The organism is Sanguibacter suarezii NBRC 16159 (assembly GCF_001552735.1).
Classification (GTDB): Bacteria; Actinomycetota; Actinomycetes; order Actinomycetales; family Cellulomonadaceae; genus Sanguibacter; species Sanguibacter suarezii.
In genome coordinates, this window is sequence record NZ_BCRT01000019.1 from 14,398 (window position 1) to 31,979 (window position 17,582).

Below are 17,582 nucleotides of genomic sequence, written 5' to 3' on the forward strand. Positions count from 1 at the left end.
TCGTCATCCCCCGAGCTGGGAGATCACCAGGCGGGCGACGGTGAAGTAGATGATGAGCCCGGTGCCGTCGACCAGGGTGGTGATCATCGGTCCGGAGACCACCGCTGGGTCCACCCCGAGCCGCTTGAGCAGCAGCGGGAGCACCGAGGCGATGAGGGAGGTCCACAGCACGATGACCACGATCGAGATCGCTACGGTCACGGCGACCTCCGTACCCACCCCGAGGGTGAGCGCACGGACCCACGCGACACCGGCGATGGTCGCGGCGATGAGCACGCCGGTGGCCATCTCCTTGCGCACCACGCGCAGGACGTTGCGCAGGCGCACCTGACCGGTGGCCATCGCACGCACGAGCGTCGTGGTGATCTGGGTGCCGGTGTTGCCTCCGGTACCGATGAGCAGCGGGATGAAGAAGGTCAGTGCGACCACCGTGGCGAGGTCGTCCTCGAAGGCCCGCAGCACGGTCCCGGTGTACATCTCGGCGAGGAAGAGCACGATGAGCCAGACGATGCGCTTGCGCCACAGCAAGAACGGGGACGCACGCAGGTAGGGGATGTCCAGCGGCGCGGAGCCTCCCTGACGCTCGGCGTCCTCGGTGCTCTCGGCCTCGAGGATGTCGACGACGTCGTCGGCGGAGATGATCCCCAGCAGCGCGCCGTCGTGCACGACGGGGACTGCGGAGAGGTCGTGGTCGGTGAGCAGGCGCGCGGCGACCTCCTGGTCCTCGAGCGCGCTGACGCTCACCACGTCGGTGTCCATGATGGTGGCGATGAGGGTGTGCGGCGAGGCCAGGACGAGGTCGAGGTAGGACACGACGCCGACGAGCCGCTGCTCGGTCGAGGCCGTCACCAGCACGTCCCCCTCCCCCAGCGTCGACCCCGCGGCCCGGGTGCGGATCGCGTCGATCGCCTCCGAGACGGTCATCGCCGCGCTGACCGAGGCGACGTCGGGGTTCATCCGCGCCCCAGCGCTGTCCTGGGGCCAGGACAGCAGCCCGCGCAGGGTCGCCGAGCGCACCGCGCCGGTGCTGGCGAGCACCTCGTGGCGGTGGGCGTCGTCGAGCCCGCGCAGGATCTCCGCAGACCGGTCGTCGTCGAGGGCGTCGAGCAGCCCGGCGGCCACCACCGGCGGCAGCACCTCCAGCACTCCGACGACGGCGGGGGTGTCGACGGAGTCGAAGAGCTCGCGGGCGGTCTGCGGGGTGAGCAGCGCCACGAGCCGGCGGATCTCGGCGTCGGTGAGGTCATCGACCTGCTCGGACCGGCGCCAGGAGCCGGGAACCTCCTGGAGCCACTGGTCGACGGCGGTCAGCGTGCCGAGGGTGATGACGTCCCGCAGGTCGAGGCGGGAGGCGCGGGCGGTCCGGGCGGTGGTGGGGTCGACGGCGGTCTGGCGGGCAGGCGGGTTCTGGCGCATGGCGCTCCCTCGTTCGGAGAGTCACCGGCGCACCACAGCAGTGGTGACGCGGCAACGGCTCCGCCCGGGTCACGGGTGCAGGGAGCCGCCGCGCGAGCGGTGACAGACGGGTTGGGACGACGCACGATCGTTCGCGATCGGGTCAGGCGCCAGCACACGCTGGGGGCCCTGCGAGGCAGGGCGGACCGGGTTCAGGCTCGAGACGAGCCGCGGAGTACCGACGCCATGGGTGGGTCAGGCGGAGAGCTACTCGCTGGGTCCATGGTCGTCACCTCCTGCGGTCAGGGCCCGTCGGGCCAGGGCACTGCCCACTATAGGCTCCCCCGGACCCCGCCCTGACCCATCCCTGCCGAGCGCCGTCCTAGCTGAGCAGCTCGCGCACGTCGGTCGCGGTGAGCCCGGCGCCACCTGCGGCGCCGCCGTCGAGCACGCTCGCGAAGAGCTTGGACTTGGACGCCTTGAGCGCCATGACCTTCTCCTCGATGGTGTCCGTGGAGACCATGCGGTAGACCATGACGTTGCGCTTCTGACCGATGCGGTGGGCACGGTCGACTGCCTGCGCCTCCGCCGCGGGGTTCCACCACGGGTCGAGGAGGATGCAGTAGTCGGCTGCGGTGAGGTTGAGACCGAAGCCACCGGCCTTGAGGCTGATGAGGAAGACCTTGGTCTCCCCCGAGGTGAACCGCTCGATGGTCTCGGTGCGCCGACGCGTCGAGCCGTCGAGGTAGGAGTAGTCGACCGAGAGCTTGTCCAGGTGCGTGCGCACCCGGCCGAGGAACTGGGTGAACTGGCTGAAGATCAGCACCGAGTGCCCCTCGGCGAGGATGTCCTCGAGCATCTCGTAGAGCACCTCGAGCTTGGAGGACGGCACGTTCTCGTGCTCGGGGTCGACCAGGCTCACGTCGAGGCTCGCCTGGCGCAGCACCGTCAACGACCGGAACACCTCGAAGCGGTGCTCGCCGAACTCCTCGACCAGCCCGAGCACCTTGGTGCGCTCGCGCTGCAGGTACTTGTCGTAGAGCTTGCGGTGCCGGGAGTTGAGCACCACGTCCACGACCTGCTCCTGCTTGGCCGGGAGGTCCTTGGCCACGACCTCCTTGGTACGGCGCAGCATGAACGGCGCGACCCGTCGGCGGAGCTGGTCCAGCCGTTCGGTCGCGTTGTCGTTCTCGATGGGGCGGGCGTAGTACTCCTTGAACCGGGTGGGACTCGGGAACAGCCCTGGGCTGACCACCGAGAGGATCGACCACAGCTCCATGAGGTTGTTCTCGAGCGGGGTTCCGGTCAGCGCCAGCTTGAACGGCGCCACGAGCCGGCGCGCGCACTGGTAGGCCACCGACTGGTGGTTCTTGATGAACTGCGCCTCGTCGAGGATGAGACCGTCCCACCCGAGGGCGTCGTACTCCTCGAAGTCGAGGCGGAACAACGCGTAGGAGGTGACCACGATGTCCGCGCCGGCCACCACCTCGGCGAGCGGGGTGCGGCGTCGGGCTCGGGTCTCGTGGATGGTGACGGTCTGCAGGTCCGGGGTGAAGTGACGGGCCTCCGCCGCCCAGTTGCCCACCACCGAGGTGGGCGCGACGACGAGGAAGGGGCGCCGCTGCGCGCCGCTCGCCGCGCGCTCGTTACGGTCGTGCTGGACGAGGGCGAGGGCCTGGAGGGTCTTGCCCAGACCCATGTCGTCGGCGAGCACGCCGCCGAGGCCGTGCTGGCGCAGGAAGGCCAGCCACTCGAAGCCCTCCTGCTGGTAGCTGCGCATCTGCGCCTGCAGCCCGGCCGGCGGGTCGACGTGCTCAGGCTTGGCCCCGCCGGCGAGCGCGCCGAGGGAGGCCCGCCAGCTCTCGGCCTGCGCGCCGACCAGCCCGTAGCGTTCCAGCTCCTCGAAGAGCCCGGCCTGGAAGCGGTTGATCCGCAGCGGCCCGCCCATCGTGTCCTGGAGCGCCCGGGCCTCGGCGATGAGGTCGCGCAGCGCGAGGAAGCGGTCGTCGTCGAGGGTGAAGTGCAGCCCGTCCACGAGCAGGATGTGGGACTTGCCCTCGGCCAGCGCCTTGAACACGTCCGCGAAGGGAACGAACTGCTGGCCGGCACGGATGATGACGCCGAGGTCGAACCAGTCCCGCTGGTCGGGCAGCTGAGAGGTGGTCACGGTGACGTCGACGTCGTCGGTGAGGCGGTAGTCGATCCCCGAGGCGCCGGGGTGGATCTCGACGGAGAAGTCGTCCTCGACGTCAGCGAGGTTGACCAGGGCGGGCAGCTCCTCGGTGAAGAACAGTGCGGTGTCCATCCCGGTCAGCTCCAGCTGCCCGGCTCCGGCGCGGGTGCCGTGCAGGTCCGCCTGCGGGTCCGGGGTGGGTAGCCGGGGGGCGCGCCCCTGGAGCTTCTCCAGGATCGTCGTCTCGGCGGCGAGGTCGCGCAGCGCCGGGTCCGGGGCCGCGCCGAAGGGCACGGTGACCACGACAGGCACCCCGGCGTCGTCCTCGGTCGCGTAGCGCCACTGCCAGCGCAGGTCGGCGCTGTGGTCCGGGCTGTGGGTGACGTCGAGCCACAGGCTCGGGCGCGGACGCTCGGGCAGGACGATCTCCGGGTCGAGGTGGACGACGTCGAACCGGTCCTGCAGGGCGGGAAGCACCCGGCTGAGGAAGCGGCGCTGGTCCGAGCGCGGGACCTTGAGCGGGTCCGGGCGCTGCACGAGCGAGACGGTCGTCGCGTCGAGCGGTGCCTCGAAGCGGGCCAGCAGGATCCGGCTCTCCTTGCCGAGAGCCCCGCGGGCCGGCCAGGTGAACAGGCCGGCGGGCGGGCTCCCGAGCAGGGTGACGTTGCGCGGGGCGCGGGTGACGACGACGGGGGCCGCGGTGGGCGCGGCTGCGGTGGGCTCTGCATCGCCATCGAGGGCAGCAGCGCCGTCGGCAGACGCTGTCGCGTCCGCTGCCTCCGGCTCGAAGGTCTCCGGGTACCCGCTCGGCGGGTCGTGCACGACGACCTCGGCGCGCAGCTCCAGCCCCTTGGCGGTCTGGTCGACGGTGAGCTCGGTGGTGGCCGGGCGCGGTGCGAACGGCAGCGGGGACTGAGCCTTGTCCGACTGCAGCAGCGGCAGGCCGGCGCGGCGGGCGGCGTCGAGCATGGCCCACAGACCGGAGCTGGGCAGGGCGTCGGCGTAGAGCCACGCGGGGGCGGCGAAGTAGCCGGCGTCGGAGACGGACTTGGACAGCCCGAACAGCGAGCGGAGCACGTCGACGTGACCCTCGGGGTACCCGCCGTCACGGGCGTCGATGAGGCGCAGCTCGCTCCAGGAGATACCGGTGCGGGTCCAGCGTCCGCCGTCGCGGCGGATCACCGGGCGCATGCCCAGCCGCGGCTCCGGGGAGGCGGTGCGCGAGGACGCCCCGTAGCGCAGCGGCTTGGACGGGACGTCGACGATGAGCTCGAACTGCAGCCCGATCTCCGCGGCGGCGCTGCGGTCCCACGGCTTGAGCCTGCGCGCCGAGGCCGGGGCGGGCCCGGTCGCGCTCGGCGGGGTGAGCAGCTCGGCGAAGGTGCGTTCCCACTCGGTGGTCTTGCGGGGGTGCGCACCGGAAAAGGCGGCGCTCTGGGTGACCGGGACCGGCTCGGTCGGGTTCTGCTTGTCGAGGTAGGCGAGCAGCACGGCGGCGGTGTGCTTGCAGTTGAGCCGGACCGGGCAGGAGCACTTGCCATAGCGCGGAGTGGCTTGCTCGCCCGCGCTGGAGAGCTCGACGACCGTCACGTACTGCTTGTTGCCTGAGCCTTTGACCTGGCCGACGATCGTGTCCCCGGCGCCGGACCGGGCGACCGCGATGACGTGCCCGGTCTGGAAGTACTCCTCACCGCGGGACATCGCGTCGGTACCGACGAGCTGGGAGATGTCTGCAGGGGTGAACACGGAGGCCATTCTCTCATCTGAGGCTGGTGGCAGGCACCCGTGTCCGAGGGGGCGGCCGCTGCTGCTCCCTCGGACGGGCGGACGCGCGGCATCGCCGGGCGTCCGCTCGGCGGGCGAGCTGCTCAGGAGTCGGTGTCGCCGTCCGCCGCCTCGGCGGCAGCCTCGGCCTCACGCTCGACGACGTAGTCGGCGAGGTAGGCGAGCATGTCCGGGGACGGGTCGGGGCCGAGGTGGAACTCCGCGATGAGCTCCTCGCGGGTGGGGCGGCGCACGGCGTCGGTCTCCGTGCTGGTGCTGGGATCGGCGCTGGCGGCTGTCTCCGCGGCGCGCAGAGCGTCGAGCAGCCAGCGGACCTCTGTGGCCTCGACAGGCTCCCCTGCGGCGAGCTTCGCCTCGATGGACTCCACCGTGATCTCCGTGATCTCGGCGGTGCTTTCAGTGCCGGTGTCGGTGCGCTCCGGTGGCGTGGGTGCGGCGTCTGTCATGGCGGTGATCCCCTCGTGGCGGTTCCCGGCCTGGGGCCGGCGCGTCTGCGGCGAGCCTATCCGAGCCGGTCGAGATGGCGTCTCCTGTTGCGGGTCTAACATGCCGGACACACCCTGGTAACACCGCACCCGTAGGGTGCCTGCACTGACGTTCCCGTGGCCCCCTGGCCAGCAGGAACAGTTCCCGTCGCCTGCAGTCCTTGGAGGACACGATGCGCAGACTCCCGCTTCTCGCCACCGCCGCGGCCGTGACGCTCCTGTTCGCCGCGTGCGGCTCGGACGACTCCACGGAACCGGACGCCTCGTCCTCGAGCGCGTCGTCCTCCTTCGACCCGACGTCGATCGCCGAGGACACCGAGATCTCCGCCCTGCTTCCCGACGACGTCGCCAGCACCGGCACGCTCATCGTCGGGTCAGACACGACCTACGCGCCGGCGGAGTACATCGGGGAGGACGGCACCACCCCGGAGGGCTACGACGTGGACCTCGCCAAGGCCATCGGTGCGGTGCTCGGCCTGGAAACCGAGGTCCAGACGGCGAGCTTCACCGGGATCATCCCCGCGATCGGTTCCAAGTACGACATCGGGATGTCCTCCTTCACCATCACCCCCGAGCGTCTGGCGGAGGTGAACATGGTCCAGTACTTCTCCGCTGGTGAGGCCTTCGCCGTGGCCCAGGGCAACCCGAAGAACGTCGACATCGCCGACCTGTGCGGGCTGACCGTGGGCGTGCAGACCGGGACCGTCGAGGACGAGGCCCTCGACGCCCTGGTGGCCCAGTGCGCGGCCGACGGCAAGCCGGCCATCACCCCGCTCAAGTATGACAAGCAGACCGACGTCACCACTGCCCTCGTCGGCGGTAAGGCCGACATCATGTACGCCGACTCCCCGATCATCGCCTACGCGGTCATCCAGACCAACGGTCAGGCTGAGCAGCTCGGCGAGGTGTTCGCCACGTCACCGCAGGGCATCGTCGTCTCCCAGGACGACCCCGACCTGACCGCAGCGGTGCAGCAGGCCGTCCAGAAGCTCATCGACTCCGGCGACTACCTCAAGATCCTCACCGCATGGGGCAACGAGGCCGGCGCCGTGACGACTGCCGAGCTCAACCCGAGCGTCAGCTGACGCCGGTGTCCAGGCTCGACGCCGACCAGGCGGGCTCGACCGGAGGCACAGCAGCGCACGGGACCGACCAGGTCCCCGGACGCATCCACGCCGTCCCGGTGCGCTACCCGTGGCGGTGGATCTCCGGGGCCGTGGTGGCCGTCCTCGTCGCCATGGCGGTGCACGGGCTGGTGACCAACGCGAAGTTCGCCTGGGGCACGGTGGCCGACTACCTGTTCAGTACCCCGGTGCTGCGCGGCGTCGCCTGGACCCTGTGGCTGACGGTCGCCGCGATGGCCCTGGCCATCGTGCTGTCGATGCTGCTGGCCAGCATGCGCAGCTCGGAGAACCCCGTCATGCGCTGGGTGTCCTGGACCTACATCTGGATCTTCCGCGGCACCCCGATCTATACCCAGCTCATCTTCTGGGGTCTGATCTCGGTGCTGTACCCGAGGCTCAGCCTGGGCATCCCCTTCGGTCCGGAGTTCGTCGACTTCACCACCAACGACCTCATCACGGCCTCGCGGGCGGCGATCATCGGGCTGGCGCTCAACGAGGCCGCCTACCTCGCGGAGATCGTGCGCGCCGGTCTGCAGAGCGTGGACCCCGGGCAGTCCGAGGCAGCCAAGGCGCTGGGGATGAAGAACACGAAGATCATGCGGCGCATCGTCCTGCCCCAGGCCATGCGCGTCATCATCCCGCCGACCGGCAACGAGACCATCTCCATGCTCAAGACGACGTCGCTGGTGCTCGCGGTGCCCTTCACGCTGGACCTGCAGTTCGCCACGAACGCGGTGGCGAACCGCATCTTCCAGCCCATCCCGCTGCTCATGGTCGCGGCGATCTGGTACCTGGCGATCACCAGCGTGCTCATGGTCGGCCAGCACTTCCTCGAGCGCTACTACGGCAAGGGCTTCGACGCCCACCGCACGCCGGGGGGCGGCGGCGGGGGCCGCCGCGCTGCCCGACGTCGGGCACGCCAGGCCGCGATCAACGCGGCCGGCACGACGACGGGCCCCGGTCCGCTGACGGAGGTGACACCGTGAACGCATCGCCGGAGGCAGGCACGCAGACAGGCGTGGGTGCGTCAGGCTCGGTCGAGACCGGCCGCGCCGGTGAAGCGGCTCGCGACCGGCGCCCGATGGTCGAGGTCGTCGACCTGCACAAGGAGTTCGGGCCGGCGCACGTGCTGCGCGGGGTCAACCTCACGGTCCCGACCGGCTCGGTGTGCGTGGTGCTGGGGCCGTCGGGGTCTGGGAAGTCGACCGCGCTGCGGTGCATCAACCAGCTCGAGACGATCACGGCCGGTCGGATCTACGTCGACGGTGAGCTCATGGGCTACCGCGAAGGGGTGCACCGCGGCGCTCCTGCATTGTTCGAGCTGCACCCCAAGGAGATCGCCCGTCAGCGCGCGAAGGTCGGGATGGTCTTCCAGCGGTTCAACCTCTTCCCGCACATGACCGCTCTCGGCAACGTGGTCGAGGCGCAGGTCCAGGTGCTCGGACGGAGCCAGAGCGCGGCACGTGCCCGGGCCGCCGAGCTGCTCGAGCGCGTGGGGCTGAGCGACCACAGCGACCACTACCCCGCCCAGCTCTCCGGCGGTCAGCAGCAGCGCGTGGCCATCGCCCGCGCCCTGGCGATGGACCCTGAGCTCATGCTCTTCGACGAGCCGACGTCGGCCCTGGACCCTGAGCTCGTCGGTGAGGTGCTGGCTGTCATGCGGGCGCTGGCGGAGTCCGGGATGACGATGATCGTGGTCACCCACGAGATCGGCTTCGCCCGGGAGGTCGCCGACCAGGTGGTGTTCATGGCGGAGGGGGTCGTGGTGGAGCAGGGCACGCCCGAGCAGGTGCTCTCCTCACCACGCGAGGCCCGGACACAGGACTTCTTGGCCCGGGTGCTGTGACGGTGGCCCAGCAGCGGTCGTCCCGGTGATTCCTCTCCCCGGGAGGGGCGTCAGCCGAGCTCCACGGGCAGGGACTCGTCTGCGGTCCACTCGCTGAGCGAGCCGTCGTAGACGGCGACCTCGACGCCAGCCGCGACATAGGCGGTGAAGGCCGGCAGGGTCGCCGCGATGCCGCCGCCGCAGTAGGTCACGGCGCGCTGGGCGTCGAGGACGCCCTGTTCCTGGAGCTTCTCAGTGAGCTGCTCGGCGGGGAGGAACTGCCCGGTCTGCGGGTCGAGCAGGGTGTAGAGCGGCACGTTTACGCTGCCAGGGATCCGGCCCCGGCGGGGATACGGGTTGACCTCGGATTCGCCGGCGAACGTCGCTGGGTCCAGCGCGTTGACGACGACGGTCCCCTCGGGCGCCGCGGGCACACCAGGCAGGGTGGCGGCGATCTCCGCTTTGGTGGCCACGAGCTCGGGACGGAACCGGGGCGTGAACACGGGGGTGTCGGCCGCTGCGACCGCCACGATGTCAGCGTCTCCGCTCACTACCGGGAAGCCGGCAGCCTTCCAGGCACCGAGACCGCCGTCGAGCACGGAGACGGCGTCGTGGCCGAAGACGCGGAAGAGCCACCACACGCGGGTAGCCCAGGCGCTGCCCGCGGTGTCGTAGACCACGACGTGGGTGTCTGAGCCGATGCCTAGGTCCTGGACCGCGTGCGCAAAGGACGCCGGGCTCGGGACCGTGAAGAGCAGCTCGGCGCTGGTGTCAGACAACGTGCCGGGGACATCGGCAAAGAGAGCCCCGGGGATGTGCTCGTCGAGGTACTGCTCATAGCCGGTGGACGCGGTGTAGGGCGCCGCCTCGACGGTGGTGTGCAGGAATGTCGTCGCGTCCAGCACACGGATCGGGCCAGGGCCGGCGAGGGCCTCGTTCAGCTCGGCGCTCGAGACGAGCGTGGGCAGGAGCGCGGTATCGGTCGACATGATGACAACCCTTTCGACGAGATCTGCTGGGCGGGCCACAGGGCCTACTCGGCAGGCTACGTCTCTGGCATGCCAGGGGCCACCAGCGTCGTCAGGATCTCATTCACCGGACCGCGGGCCGGTGGGTGGTGTCAGGTGATGAGGGTGTCGACGAGGTGGCTGCGGAGCTCGTGGACGGTCAGGGGTGGGGCGGTGGTGGTGGTTGTGGCGGTGCCGGTGATGGGGGTGTAGGTGGTCCCGTTGTCGAGGGAGTATTCCCCGGTCCAGGTGGTGGTCATGGTGACGGTGTAGGTGCCGGTGCGCTCGAAGGTGTGGGAGACGGTGTGGCTGGGCCAGGGGGCGCTGGGGTCGGTGGTCTCGGTGGGTTGGCAGTCGTCGGCCCAGTTCCAGGTGTAGGTGGTCGGGGTGGCCCGAACGGTGACGGGGGCGCCCAGGAGCGTGGTGGTGAGGGTCTGGGGTTGGCTGTCGGTGTAGACCGCAGCGGCCATATTGACGGGGAGCCAGCTGTGGGCAGGGCCGACGCTGATGGTGGAGGGGGTCAGCGGCAGGGAGCGGAAGTCCGTCTCGGTGACTGTGATGGCGGGCGCGACGGTGGGTGCGTTGCAGGCGATCTCAACGCTGGGGTACGGCGCAGGGGCGTAACCGGGGACGTTGATCGTGGAGTAGGTGACAAGCTCGCCGGTGTAGCCGAGGGCGGGATCGCAGGCGGCGATCTCGCCAGCGGCGACAGCTTCGCAGATCGCGCGTACGTCGCTTGCGTCGCAGGTGTCCTTGACTGTCACCGGGACAGATGCCGGTGGACCGGAGGACGGCTTCGAGGGGGCGGGGGGTGCGCCGCACCCGGAGGTGAACTTTGAGGACGACACACTCAGTTGGATAGCGGTGTCAACCGATTTCGCAGTGCTATCGCGCGCAGACGAAGAATCACAAGACGCTGGTGAAGCAACGGACTCGGTGGGGAGCACGCCAGCGCTGTGCGCACACGACAGCGCAACAACCGCAACCAGCGATGACGCCCTCACGACGCGCGCTCTTCGCCCGCTTGGGTTCCCATGACGACCCACCTGCCATCCACCTCATGCTGGAGCCTGACAGCGAACTCCAGAGAGGAATCACCGTCCGACTCATAGATCGTCTTGCCGCTTGAGTCGTAGGCGACGAACGGAGTCCGGTCGAGCGTGCCCCACACGATGTAGAACGACTCTTGGGCAGGAGGATCGATCGTCGAAACCGAGAAGACTGTATCCCCGCCGATCGTGTAGACCCCTGCCGCCGCATCTGCCGTCACTTCATCAATCACGGCGTCGCAGTAGAAGCACTCAGGATCAGAAAGTTGCGTAAAGGCTCTGAGGTCCTGGCTCCTCACGGCATATCCAGACAATTCCATGAAGTACTCCGCCGCCGCTTGCGCACCCGCCGTGTCACCGTGTTCCATCGCAGCAGGCCGTTTCGGCGGCATCAGGGGTTGACCTGCCATGTCCGTGGCCACAGGAGTGGGCGCGGGCAACGGCGTCGTCATTGCCGGGGGCACGGCGGATGAGCCATCCCCGCACCCTCCCAGTGCGAGCAAGCAGCCCACCACAGCTGGCGCCCAGCGGGGCAACACTTGATCAGTCATAGAACAGACAGTACGTGCGACCTGGACGGTTCGGCACGTTATGCGCCAGCTTGTGTATACCCGGATGACAGAGCCTATCGGCGGCCCCATGACAGCTGCAGGCGCTGCGCACGGCCCAGGTCAGGCTAGGGCTTCCGCCCCTTGGCGAAGTAGGCGATCGGTCCGATCCAATGCACCAGGAGCGCGACTCCCCACGCGACCTTCGGTCCGTCGACCTGATCGGCGGGGCGCTTGATCAGATCGCGATAGGCGGCTGCCGTGAGTGCAAACTGAGCCATCGAGACGAGGACGATGCCGGTCTTGCGCTTGCTGTTGAGGTCTTTCCAGTGGGGCTTGTGTGACATGTGGCCCATGACGAACTCCTGACTGGTCGGGGCGGCATGCATGATGCCGGTACGCCCACGCTACTGCTCAGACGGCCCTCCGCGCGTGGGCAAAAGATCAGCACCGCGGGCAAGGCGTCAGCTACTGGACGTCGCCACCGTCGTCGAGACCAGCAACGCGGTCATCACTGCGGTGTTCTTTGCCTGGACGGCCTTGAGCACTGCTGTGTCGGCGAGACCCGACGAAACGGCGATCTTCGCCCTGCGCCGCAGCTCCCGCGCGCTGACCTCGGCAGTCCCCAGAACCTTCGGCACCTGGTCAACCGCATGCAGCAGCGCGATGACGCCGGCCTCACGCTCCGTCGGCGCCCGCCCGACGACGAGCACCTCGCTCAGGCACGCCCGCACCTGCCGCTCATAGGCACAGTCGGCTGCTGGCCAGCGAAGTGATGGGAAGATGCCGAGCACCCGGCCCTCCTCACAGCGAAGGATTCCCCCCTGGGACAGGCGTGTGTAGAGCGCAGGCCGCAGGCCCTTCTTCAGGGAGGGCAGCACGTTCTCGGGCTTCTTCGGCCCTGCCGCAACGATACGGCTCAGCGCCGCATCTAGCACCGAGTCGCCCACCGGCCGCGCGTCACGCACGACCAGCCGACCGGCCTTCACCGGCTCCCCTGGGCCCGCGACATCGACGGGCTCCACCACGGCAAGATCAAGCAGCAGCGCGCCCCCCAGCACTAGGTCGAGCCGAGCAGAGTCGACGACGGACTTCCCCGTCGCGTCATCGCAACTCTGTCGGCAGCCGCGGAACTCAGCTCATCAACAAGGAGGCTGCGAAGAAGAGCCGTCACCTCCCAGTCCGTATGACCCTGGCAGAAGCTGGTGAGGTCGCTCTCGAGCTCAAACCGTGCTTCATGATGTCTCCGCTGGCGGTCTCCCAGTACCCGCCGAGATGAAGTTTGACGTCGTGATCTTCGACGAGGCTCCCAGGTGCCGCCCTCCGATGCCATCAACTGCATCTATCGAGGTCGCCAGCTCATCGTCGCAGGCGACGACAAGCAGCTGCCTCCCACGAGCTTCTTCAGCACCGGCGGCTCCGACGAGGAGTCCGACGAAAAAGGCTTTGACGACTTCCAGTCTGTCCTCGACCTGTGCAAGGGGTCCGGGGCTCTTCCCTCACTCCCATTGTCGTGGCATTACCGCAGCGATCACGAGAGCCTCATCGCGTTCTCGAACTACAGCTTCTACGGCGGGAAGCTGCACACTTTCCCCGATCCGCGCGGAGATCAACGATCTCGAGTCCCTTCTCGACAGAGCCGAACTCCTCTAGGCCACGCTCAAAGACTCCCTCGGACCTGAGCTCCCCCGCATCATCGGCCAGATCACGCGGTACTCGCTCAGCCATGCGCTGCTCGCCTCTTTGCGTTGCGAACAGGCAGTGACCACCAACTACGACACCCTGTACGAACGTGCGCTGAACGATTCTGGCGGCGACCACCAGGTATTGCCTTTCGACGCACCGCGACCGCAGATCCCCTGGCTTCTCAAGATGCATGGAGATGTCGCTCGCCCGTCGCCCATCACCTTGTCCCGGAGTGACTTCGTCGGGTACGCAGCTGCTGCTGGCCCGATGGGCGCGATCGTCCAGACGCTGCTCATGACCAAGCACCTCCTGGTCGTCGGGTCGTCGATGACCGACGACAACTTCCTGCGTCTCGCTCACGAGGTCGTGGCATTCCGCAAGGTGGCAGCTCCCGCCAGGGACCCATTACCGCCGATGGGTACCGTTGTCTCCCTCGGACCGAGCAAAGCGCACGCTCGCCTCGGGGACGGGCGATTTGAGTTCGTGAATGCCGTTCCTGAGTCGGACTCGTCCGGCCTTGCTGATGACGGCCGTAGTGCTGCGCACGCTCTTGCCGTGTTCCTCGATGTCGTCGGGATGTATGCCAGCGTGCCGCTCTACGCAGCCGACATCCGGTACACCCAGTTGCTCGATTCAGAAGGCGAGCATGCTGCTGCTGAGTCGGCCCGAGCTCTCCTGACGAAGCTGCGCACGCTCCCTGACACCGCCCAGGGCCGTTGGGCAGCAGTGATCGACACCCTCGTTGCCCGCGGCGCCGAGCGTCGGGTCCTGGGTCGCTAGGCCCGATGGGCGATCGCTCGCGCGAGCGATCGTCCAGCGTCCAGCAGCTCATGAGGAGCGCCGCTGAGATCCAGCCTGTGCACGTGGATAGCAGGTCCGCCGCGCACCACACGCACGACCTCAGGGCGAGCCTGGGCGTACGCCAGGTGCCCACTGTCCAGTCCGAGCGCCGTGCAGTACGCATGCATCTGATAGAGGTCTGTCTCCGGGACTCCACCGCCTCCCCGAGCCTTGTACTTCGCGTCCAGCACCGCCGCCGGGTACCCGCCACGTCCGTTCCAGACGAGATCAGGGCGCAGCCGCACCCGCCCGCCTTCGTCAAGCGTCCAGCGTGTGTCTTGAGCCGTCACCTCACCACCGTGGGCGGCAACCAGTTCTGTACCGACGACGCGGCACACGAACGCCTCGAAGACGACGTTCATGTCGAGCGTCAGCGCGCCAGCCTCACGGTTGCCGCTGTCGAGGTCGAGGCCCTGGGCTGACAAGACCAGCTGGGAGAGTCGGACGAGGGGTCGATAGCGCGCGTTGAGGTGCGTCCAGGAGACCTCCGCGCCGCGCCATGGACCGTTCACATCGTCGAGGGTGTGGACCACCCGGCGCAACTGTCGCGCGACGTCGAGGCTCGGCCTCATCCGCAGGAGCAGTCGGGCCGCGGCGAGCACGAGCCGGTTCTCCAGGATGTCCTCGTCGTGCTCCTCGTATTGCACCGCGATCGGCATCGCACGTCCCGGCCGCACCCGGATCTGCTCGGCGACGTCGACCCGGCCGCGCAACGTCTGGCGGTGCTCTGCGACGGGCCGATAGCCGCGGAGCACGCCACGCGACAGCGTCCTGCCTGCCAGGGAGGCGAAGAGCCCCGCTACGGCCGTGGTGAGGTCAGGGGCGTCTGCCAGGGCCGCATCCTCGAGCGCATCAAGCGGGTCCCGCCCGCTGGAGACGCCCAGCAGGAACAACACGTTGTGCACGGGAACCTTGGGGCGCACGACGACGTCGCCGTCGCCCGTGGCAACGACGCCGACGATGCTGGACGCCCGCACCCGCCAGCGCAGGTCTGAGACGTCCGTGCCGGCGGAAACCTCAGGGGTCACCTCTGCGTCGAAGTGGGACTGCAGTGCCTCGATCTGGCCTGTAGTGAGTGTCAGCCCCGAGGCCAGCTCCCACTCAGTCAGCCGGATCGTCAACATCCACGTCTCCGGCTCGTGCCTGCCCGCGCAGCGCCTCCAGCTCGAGTGCAGCGAGCTGGGCTGTCTGCCCCCAGAGCTGTTCGCGCAGCGTCGGCAGCACGTCGTGGTTCCACACCCGCGTGATGACCTGCTCGGTGAGGTCGGTGCGCAGGAAGTGGCTCGGGCCGATCGCGGCGGCGGGGTCGTCGATGATTTCGTTGGCACGTCGGACGAGGTCGGCTGCCCAGGCGTGCTGCGGTGCGTGGGCAGCGAGGAACCGGGTGAGGACCTCGGACAGCGGCGGACGCGTGGGGTCGAACTCGACGAAGGAGAACCGGCGGCGCAGAGCGGAGTCGAGGATTGCGATCGACCGGTCGGCACTGTTCATCGTGCCGATAAGGAAGAGGTTCGCGGGGAGCGCGAACGGCGCGTCCGAGTACATGAGCTGCGCCTCGGTGTCGCGGTACTCCAGCAGGAAGTACAGCTCACCGAAGACGCGCGCCGCGTTGCCACGGTTGAGCTCGTCGATGATGAGGACGTAGTTGTGGCCGGGGTCCGCCGCTGCGCGCAGCGCCATCGTCTTGAGCGGGCCGTCGCGCAGGATGTAGCCCTGCCCGCTCGGGCGGTAGCCCTCGACAAAGTCCTCGTACCCGTAGGACGGGTGGAGCTGGACGAGGCGTACCCGGTCGTCGCTGCCAGCGAGCCATTGCGCATAGCGTCGAGCGATGTACGTCTTCCCGGTGCCAGGGCTGCCCGTGAAGATCACCTGGTTGCGGTCGCGGGCAAGCTCGTCGATCGCGGTGAGCAGCTCGACGTCGACGAACAGCGCGGCCGCCAGATCGGCCAACGACTCGTCGTCGAGGGTGGTGGTGCTGACCGTCGGTATGTCCTGCACCGGCTCGATCTCGGGGAGCACGTCCAGCGGCCGAGTCTGCTTGCCAGCGCGCCACTGCCCCAGAGCCTCGAACTCTGCTTCTGACACCCCGGGGAGGTCGTCGGCCTCGGCCAACGTCCAGATGAGGGACTGGGCGTCGAGCCGGTCCTCGAGCCGCTCGCCGCGGTGCTCCATGAGGTCCCCGAGGAAATCCAGCAGGACGAGGAACGCGTCGTAGACCTCGCTGTCAGGGGAGCCCTGCTGGGCTGTGCGACACCCGGCGAGCTTGGCGACGGCGGCCGTGTAGCGCGCACGCCACGGCGGCTGGTCCTGCACGCCGTGGATCATGCGCAGGAACGAGCTAACGGAGAGACGCGCACCCTGCTGGGCCAAGACGTCACCGGGCAGCGCCTGGGCGAATGTGTCGAGCGCAGCAACCTCTGGATCGTTCCAGAGCGCCGTCGTCACGGAGCGTGCCGCGGGCTCGTCGGCACGGATCCAGGTGATGAACTCCTCGTAGGCGCGGAAATTCACGAGGTTCGTCGACCGGAAGACCTTGGCAAGGGCATCAGTCCAGGATGTGTCACCTGCGTTTGCCTGCGCGGCGACGTCACGCAGCTGGCTGACGGCGGCGAGCTTGTACTCCCGCTCGTCGGCATCCACGCTGATCCGCTCGCGCACCCAGCTGGTCCAGTCGCCCAGAGTCGACCATCTGTCGGAGATGGCGCTCCACTCCCACTGAAAGGGTGAACGCCACATGCTGATGAACTCGTCGGGAGCTCCTCGCTCAGCGGCGAGGCTCTTGTATAGGTCTGCGAGCCGCAAGGACTGGTTGAGATCTGCGCTGCCCGAGTGCTGGGGCCACGCCGTGAGGATCGCGTCGCGTGAGTCCGCGCTGAGCGCCGGGCAGAACGTGTCAGGGAAGAGCAAGTGCTCGAGTGAATACCGCTGCATCGCACCACCATTGCCGCCATCCAGTCCCTTGAGCGCGGTGGTGAAGGCCAGCGGGTCGGCCAGGAGCGCCACTCGTTCGTCAAGCGGGAGCTGCTTGACGAGGATGACGAACTCGACGAGGTAGCGGAACAGCCCGTGCCGGTAGGAGCCATAGGCCGTCCCGGTACGGACCAGTCCCGTCTCCAGCGTGGCGGAGAGATCGCTGGGCATAGGCGTAGTTCCGTCCGCGTACCCGAGCACCTGGTCTACCAGCGCACGCTTTTTGGACCCGCTGAACGAGTCAGACCGGGCGACGAGGCAATAGACGTAGAGCAGCTCCGCTGCGAGCTGCACGGCACCGGGCGAGCTCGTGCGCAGCTGACCAGACAATTTGGTCATGAAGCTGTCCGAGCTGGCGTCCGGCTGGCCGACCACGTCACGGAGCAGCTCTTCGCCTAGAGCAAGTGTGGTGCCGTGCGGACCGCCGAACAGTGACCGGTCATTGATGAGGGACTCATCACGCCAGCGTGACGCCGCCGCGTAGACAGCCTGTGCGGATGGATACGGCATGCGAGTTGCTGACATGCGATGAGTCAACCATCGAAGCCCGCAGCCAAGGCCTTCCCCTCGCGGCGCGTCGCCCCCCCCATCCCCTCCACGCCCATCCCGCTGAGTGCGGGGTTGTGCACGCGACACGCCGGTGAGAGGCGTACACAACCCAGCACTCAGCGAAGGGGATGGGGGTGTGTCTGGGT

General features: G+C 68.6%; 13 protein-coding genes and 1 pseudogene. 4 read left to right on the forward strand and 10 right to left on the reverse strand.

Features of this window, described 5'->3' with window-relative positions:
* Positions 1–3: 3 nt before the first annotated feature.
* The 3 genes from mgtE to SS2_RS12930 form a co-directional block, all read right to left on the reverse strand.
* Complete coding sequence (gene mgtE / locus SS2_RS12920) at positions 4–1,416, reverse strand: magnesium transporter (RefSeq protein ID WP_066464809.1); 1,413 nt, start codon at positions 1,414–1,416, stop codon at positions 4–6.
* A 361-nt stretch (positions 1,417–1,777) separates the two neighbouring features.
* Positions 1,778–5,314, reverse strand: coding sequence for a DEAD/DEAH box helicase (locus SS2_RS12925; protein WP_157607338.1), 3,537 nt, complete (start codon positions 5,312–5,314; stop codon positions 1,778–1,780).
* Positions 5,315–5,436: 122 nt separating this feature from the next.
* The gene (locus SS2_RS12930; RefSeq protein ID WP_066464813.1) at positions 5,437–5,799 is read right to left on the reverse strand and encodes a hypothetical protein; all 363 of its coding nucleotides are present in this window, start codon (positions 5,797–5,799) and stop codon (positions 5,437–5,439) included.
* Positions 5,800–6,011: 212 nt separating this feature from the next.
* On the opposite strand from SS2_RS12930, the gene SS2_RS12935 reads away from it, so the two are divergent.
* The 3 genes from SS2_RS12935 to SS2_RS12945 all read left to right on the forward strand — a co-directional run bounded on the left by SS2_RS12935 (position 6,012) and on the right by SS2_RS12945 (position 8,808).
* The gene (locus SS2_RS12935) at positions 6,012–6,923 is read left to right on the forward strand and encodes an ABC transporter substrate-binding protein (RefSeq protein WP_066464814.1); all 912 of its coding nucleotides are present in this window, start codon (positions 6,012–6,014) and stop codon (positions 6,921–6,923) included.
* A gap of 5 nt (positions 6,924–6,928) precedes the next feature.
* A complete protein-coding gene (locus tag SS2_RS12940; protein WP_245643562.1) occupies positions 6,929–7,948 on the forward strand; it encodes an amino acid ABC transporter permease in 1,020 nt (339 codons plus the stop codon).
* Between the two features lie 95 nt (positions 7,949–8,043).
* Positions 8,044–8,808 carry an amino acid ABC transporter ATP-binding protein gene (locus SS2_RS12945; protein WP_066464836.1) on the forward strand — a complete coding sequence of 255 codons (765 nt, stop codon included), beginning with the start codon at positions 8,044–8,046 and terminating at the stop codon, positions 8,806–8,808.
* Positions 8,809–8,858: 50 nt separating this feature from the next.
* Here the strand turns inward: SS2_RS12945 and SS2_RS12950 are convergent, their stop codons facing one another.
* From SS2_RS12950 to SS2_RS12970, 5 genes and pseudogenes are all read right to left on the reverse strand, one after another.
* The gene (locus tag SS2_RS12950; protein WP_066464815.1) at positions 8,859–9,776 is read right to left on the reverse strand and encodes a sulfurtransferase; all 918 of its coding nucleotides are present in this window, start codon (positions 9,774–9,776) and stop codon (positions 8,859–8,861) included.
* A gap of 131 nt (positions 9,777–9,907) precedes the next feature.
* A complete protein-coding gene (locus SS2_RS12955; RefSeq protein ID WP_066464817.1) occupies positions 9,908–10,558 on the reverse strand; it encodes a PKD domain-containing protein in 651 nt (216 codons plus the stop codon).
* 236 nt (positions 10,559–10,794) lie between these two features.
* Positions 10,795–11,394, reverse strand: a complete 600-nt coding sequence (locus SS2_RS12960) for a DUF6318 family protein (protein ID WP_169796306.1) — start codon at positions 11,392–11,394, stop codon at positions 10,795–10,797.
* Between the two features lie 125 nt (positions 11,395–11,519).
* On the reverse strand, positions 11,520–11,747 hold the full coding sequence (locus SS2_RS12965) for a PLD nuclease N-terminal domain-containing protein (RefSeq protein WP_245643563.1): 228 nt from the start codon (positions 11,745–11,747) through the stop codon (positions 11,520–11,522).
* A 108-nt stretch (positions 11,748–11,855) separates the two neighbouring features.
* A pseudogene (locus SS2_RS12970) lies at positions 11,856–12,491 on the reverse strand (GOLPH3/VPS74 family protein); the annotation flags it as partial.
* 661 nt (positions 12,492–13,152) lie between these two features.
* On the opposite strand from SS2_RS12970, the gene SS2_RS12975 reads away from it, so the two are divergent.
* Positions 13,153–13,857, forward strand: a complete 705-nt coding sequence (locus SS2_RS12975; protein ID WP_169796307.1) for an SIR2 family NAD-dependent protein deacylase — start codon at positions 13,153–13,155, stop codon at positions 13,855–13,857.
* On the opposite strand, the gene SS2_RS12980 is transcribed toward SS2_RS12975, so the two are convergent.
* Both SS2_RS12980 and SS2_RS12985 read right to left on the reverse strand, forming a co-directional pair.
* A complete protein-coding gene (locus SS2_RS12980; protein ID WP_169796308.1) occupies positions 13,854–15,038 on the reverse strand; it encodes an McrC family protein in 1,185 nt (394 codons plus the stop codon). The two genes, SS2_RS12975 and SS2_RS12980, sit on opposite strands and share 4 nt — an antisense overlap.
* Positions 15,019–17,226 (reverse strand): McrB family protein, encoded by a 2,208-nt coding sequence (locus SS2_RS12985; RefSeq protein WP_157607340.1) that lies wholly within the window; start codon positions 17,224–17,226, stop codon positions 15,019–15,021. Before SS2_RS12985 ends, SS2_RS12980 begins: the two co-directional genes overlap by 20 nt.
* Positions 17,227–17,582 lie beyond the last annotated feature (356 nt).

Excerpts from the sequence above, each read along its gene's own strand:
- mgtE (WP_066464809.1), bottom strand. The coding sequence starts at position 1,416 with ATGCGCCAGAACCCGCCTGCCCGCCAGACCGCCGTCGACCCCACCACC.
- SS2_RS12930 (WP_066464813.1), bottom strand. The coding sequence starts at position 5,799 with ATGACAGACGCCGCACCCACGCCACCGGAGCGCACCGACACCGGCACT.
- SS2_RS12935 (WP_066464814.1), top strand. The coding sequence starts at position 6,012 with ATGCGCAGACTCCCGCTTCTCGCCACCGCCGCGGCCGTGACGCTCCTG.
- SS2_RS12945 (WP_066464836.1), top strand. The coding sequence starts at position 8,044 with ATGGTCGAGGTCGTCGACCTGCACAAGGAGTTCGGGCCGGCGCACGTG.
- SS2_RS12950 (WP_066464815.1), bottom strand. The coding sequence starts at position 9,776 with ATGTCGACCGATACCGCGCTCCTGCCCACGCTCGTCTCGAGCGCCGAG.
- SS2_RS12960 (WP_169796306.1), bottom strand. The coding sequence starts at position 11,394 with ATGACTGATCAAGTGTTGCCCCGCTGGGCGCCAGCTGTGGTGGGCTGC.
- SS2_RS12965 (WP_245643563.1), bottom strand. The coding sequence starts at position 11,747 with ATGGGCCACATGTCACACAAGCCCCACTGGAAAGACCTCAACAGCAAG.
- SS2_RS12985 (WP_157607340.1), bottom strand. The coding sequence starts at position 17,226 with ATGACCAAATTGTCTGGTCAGCTGCGCACGAGCTCGCCCGGTGCCGTG.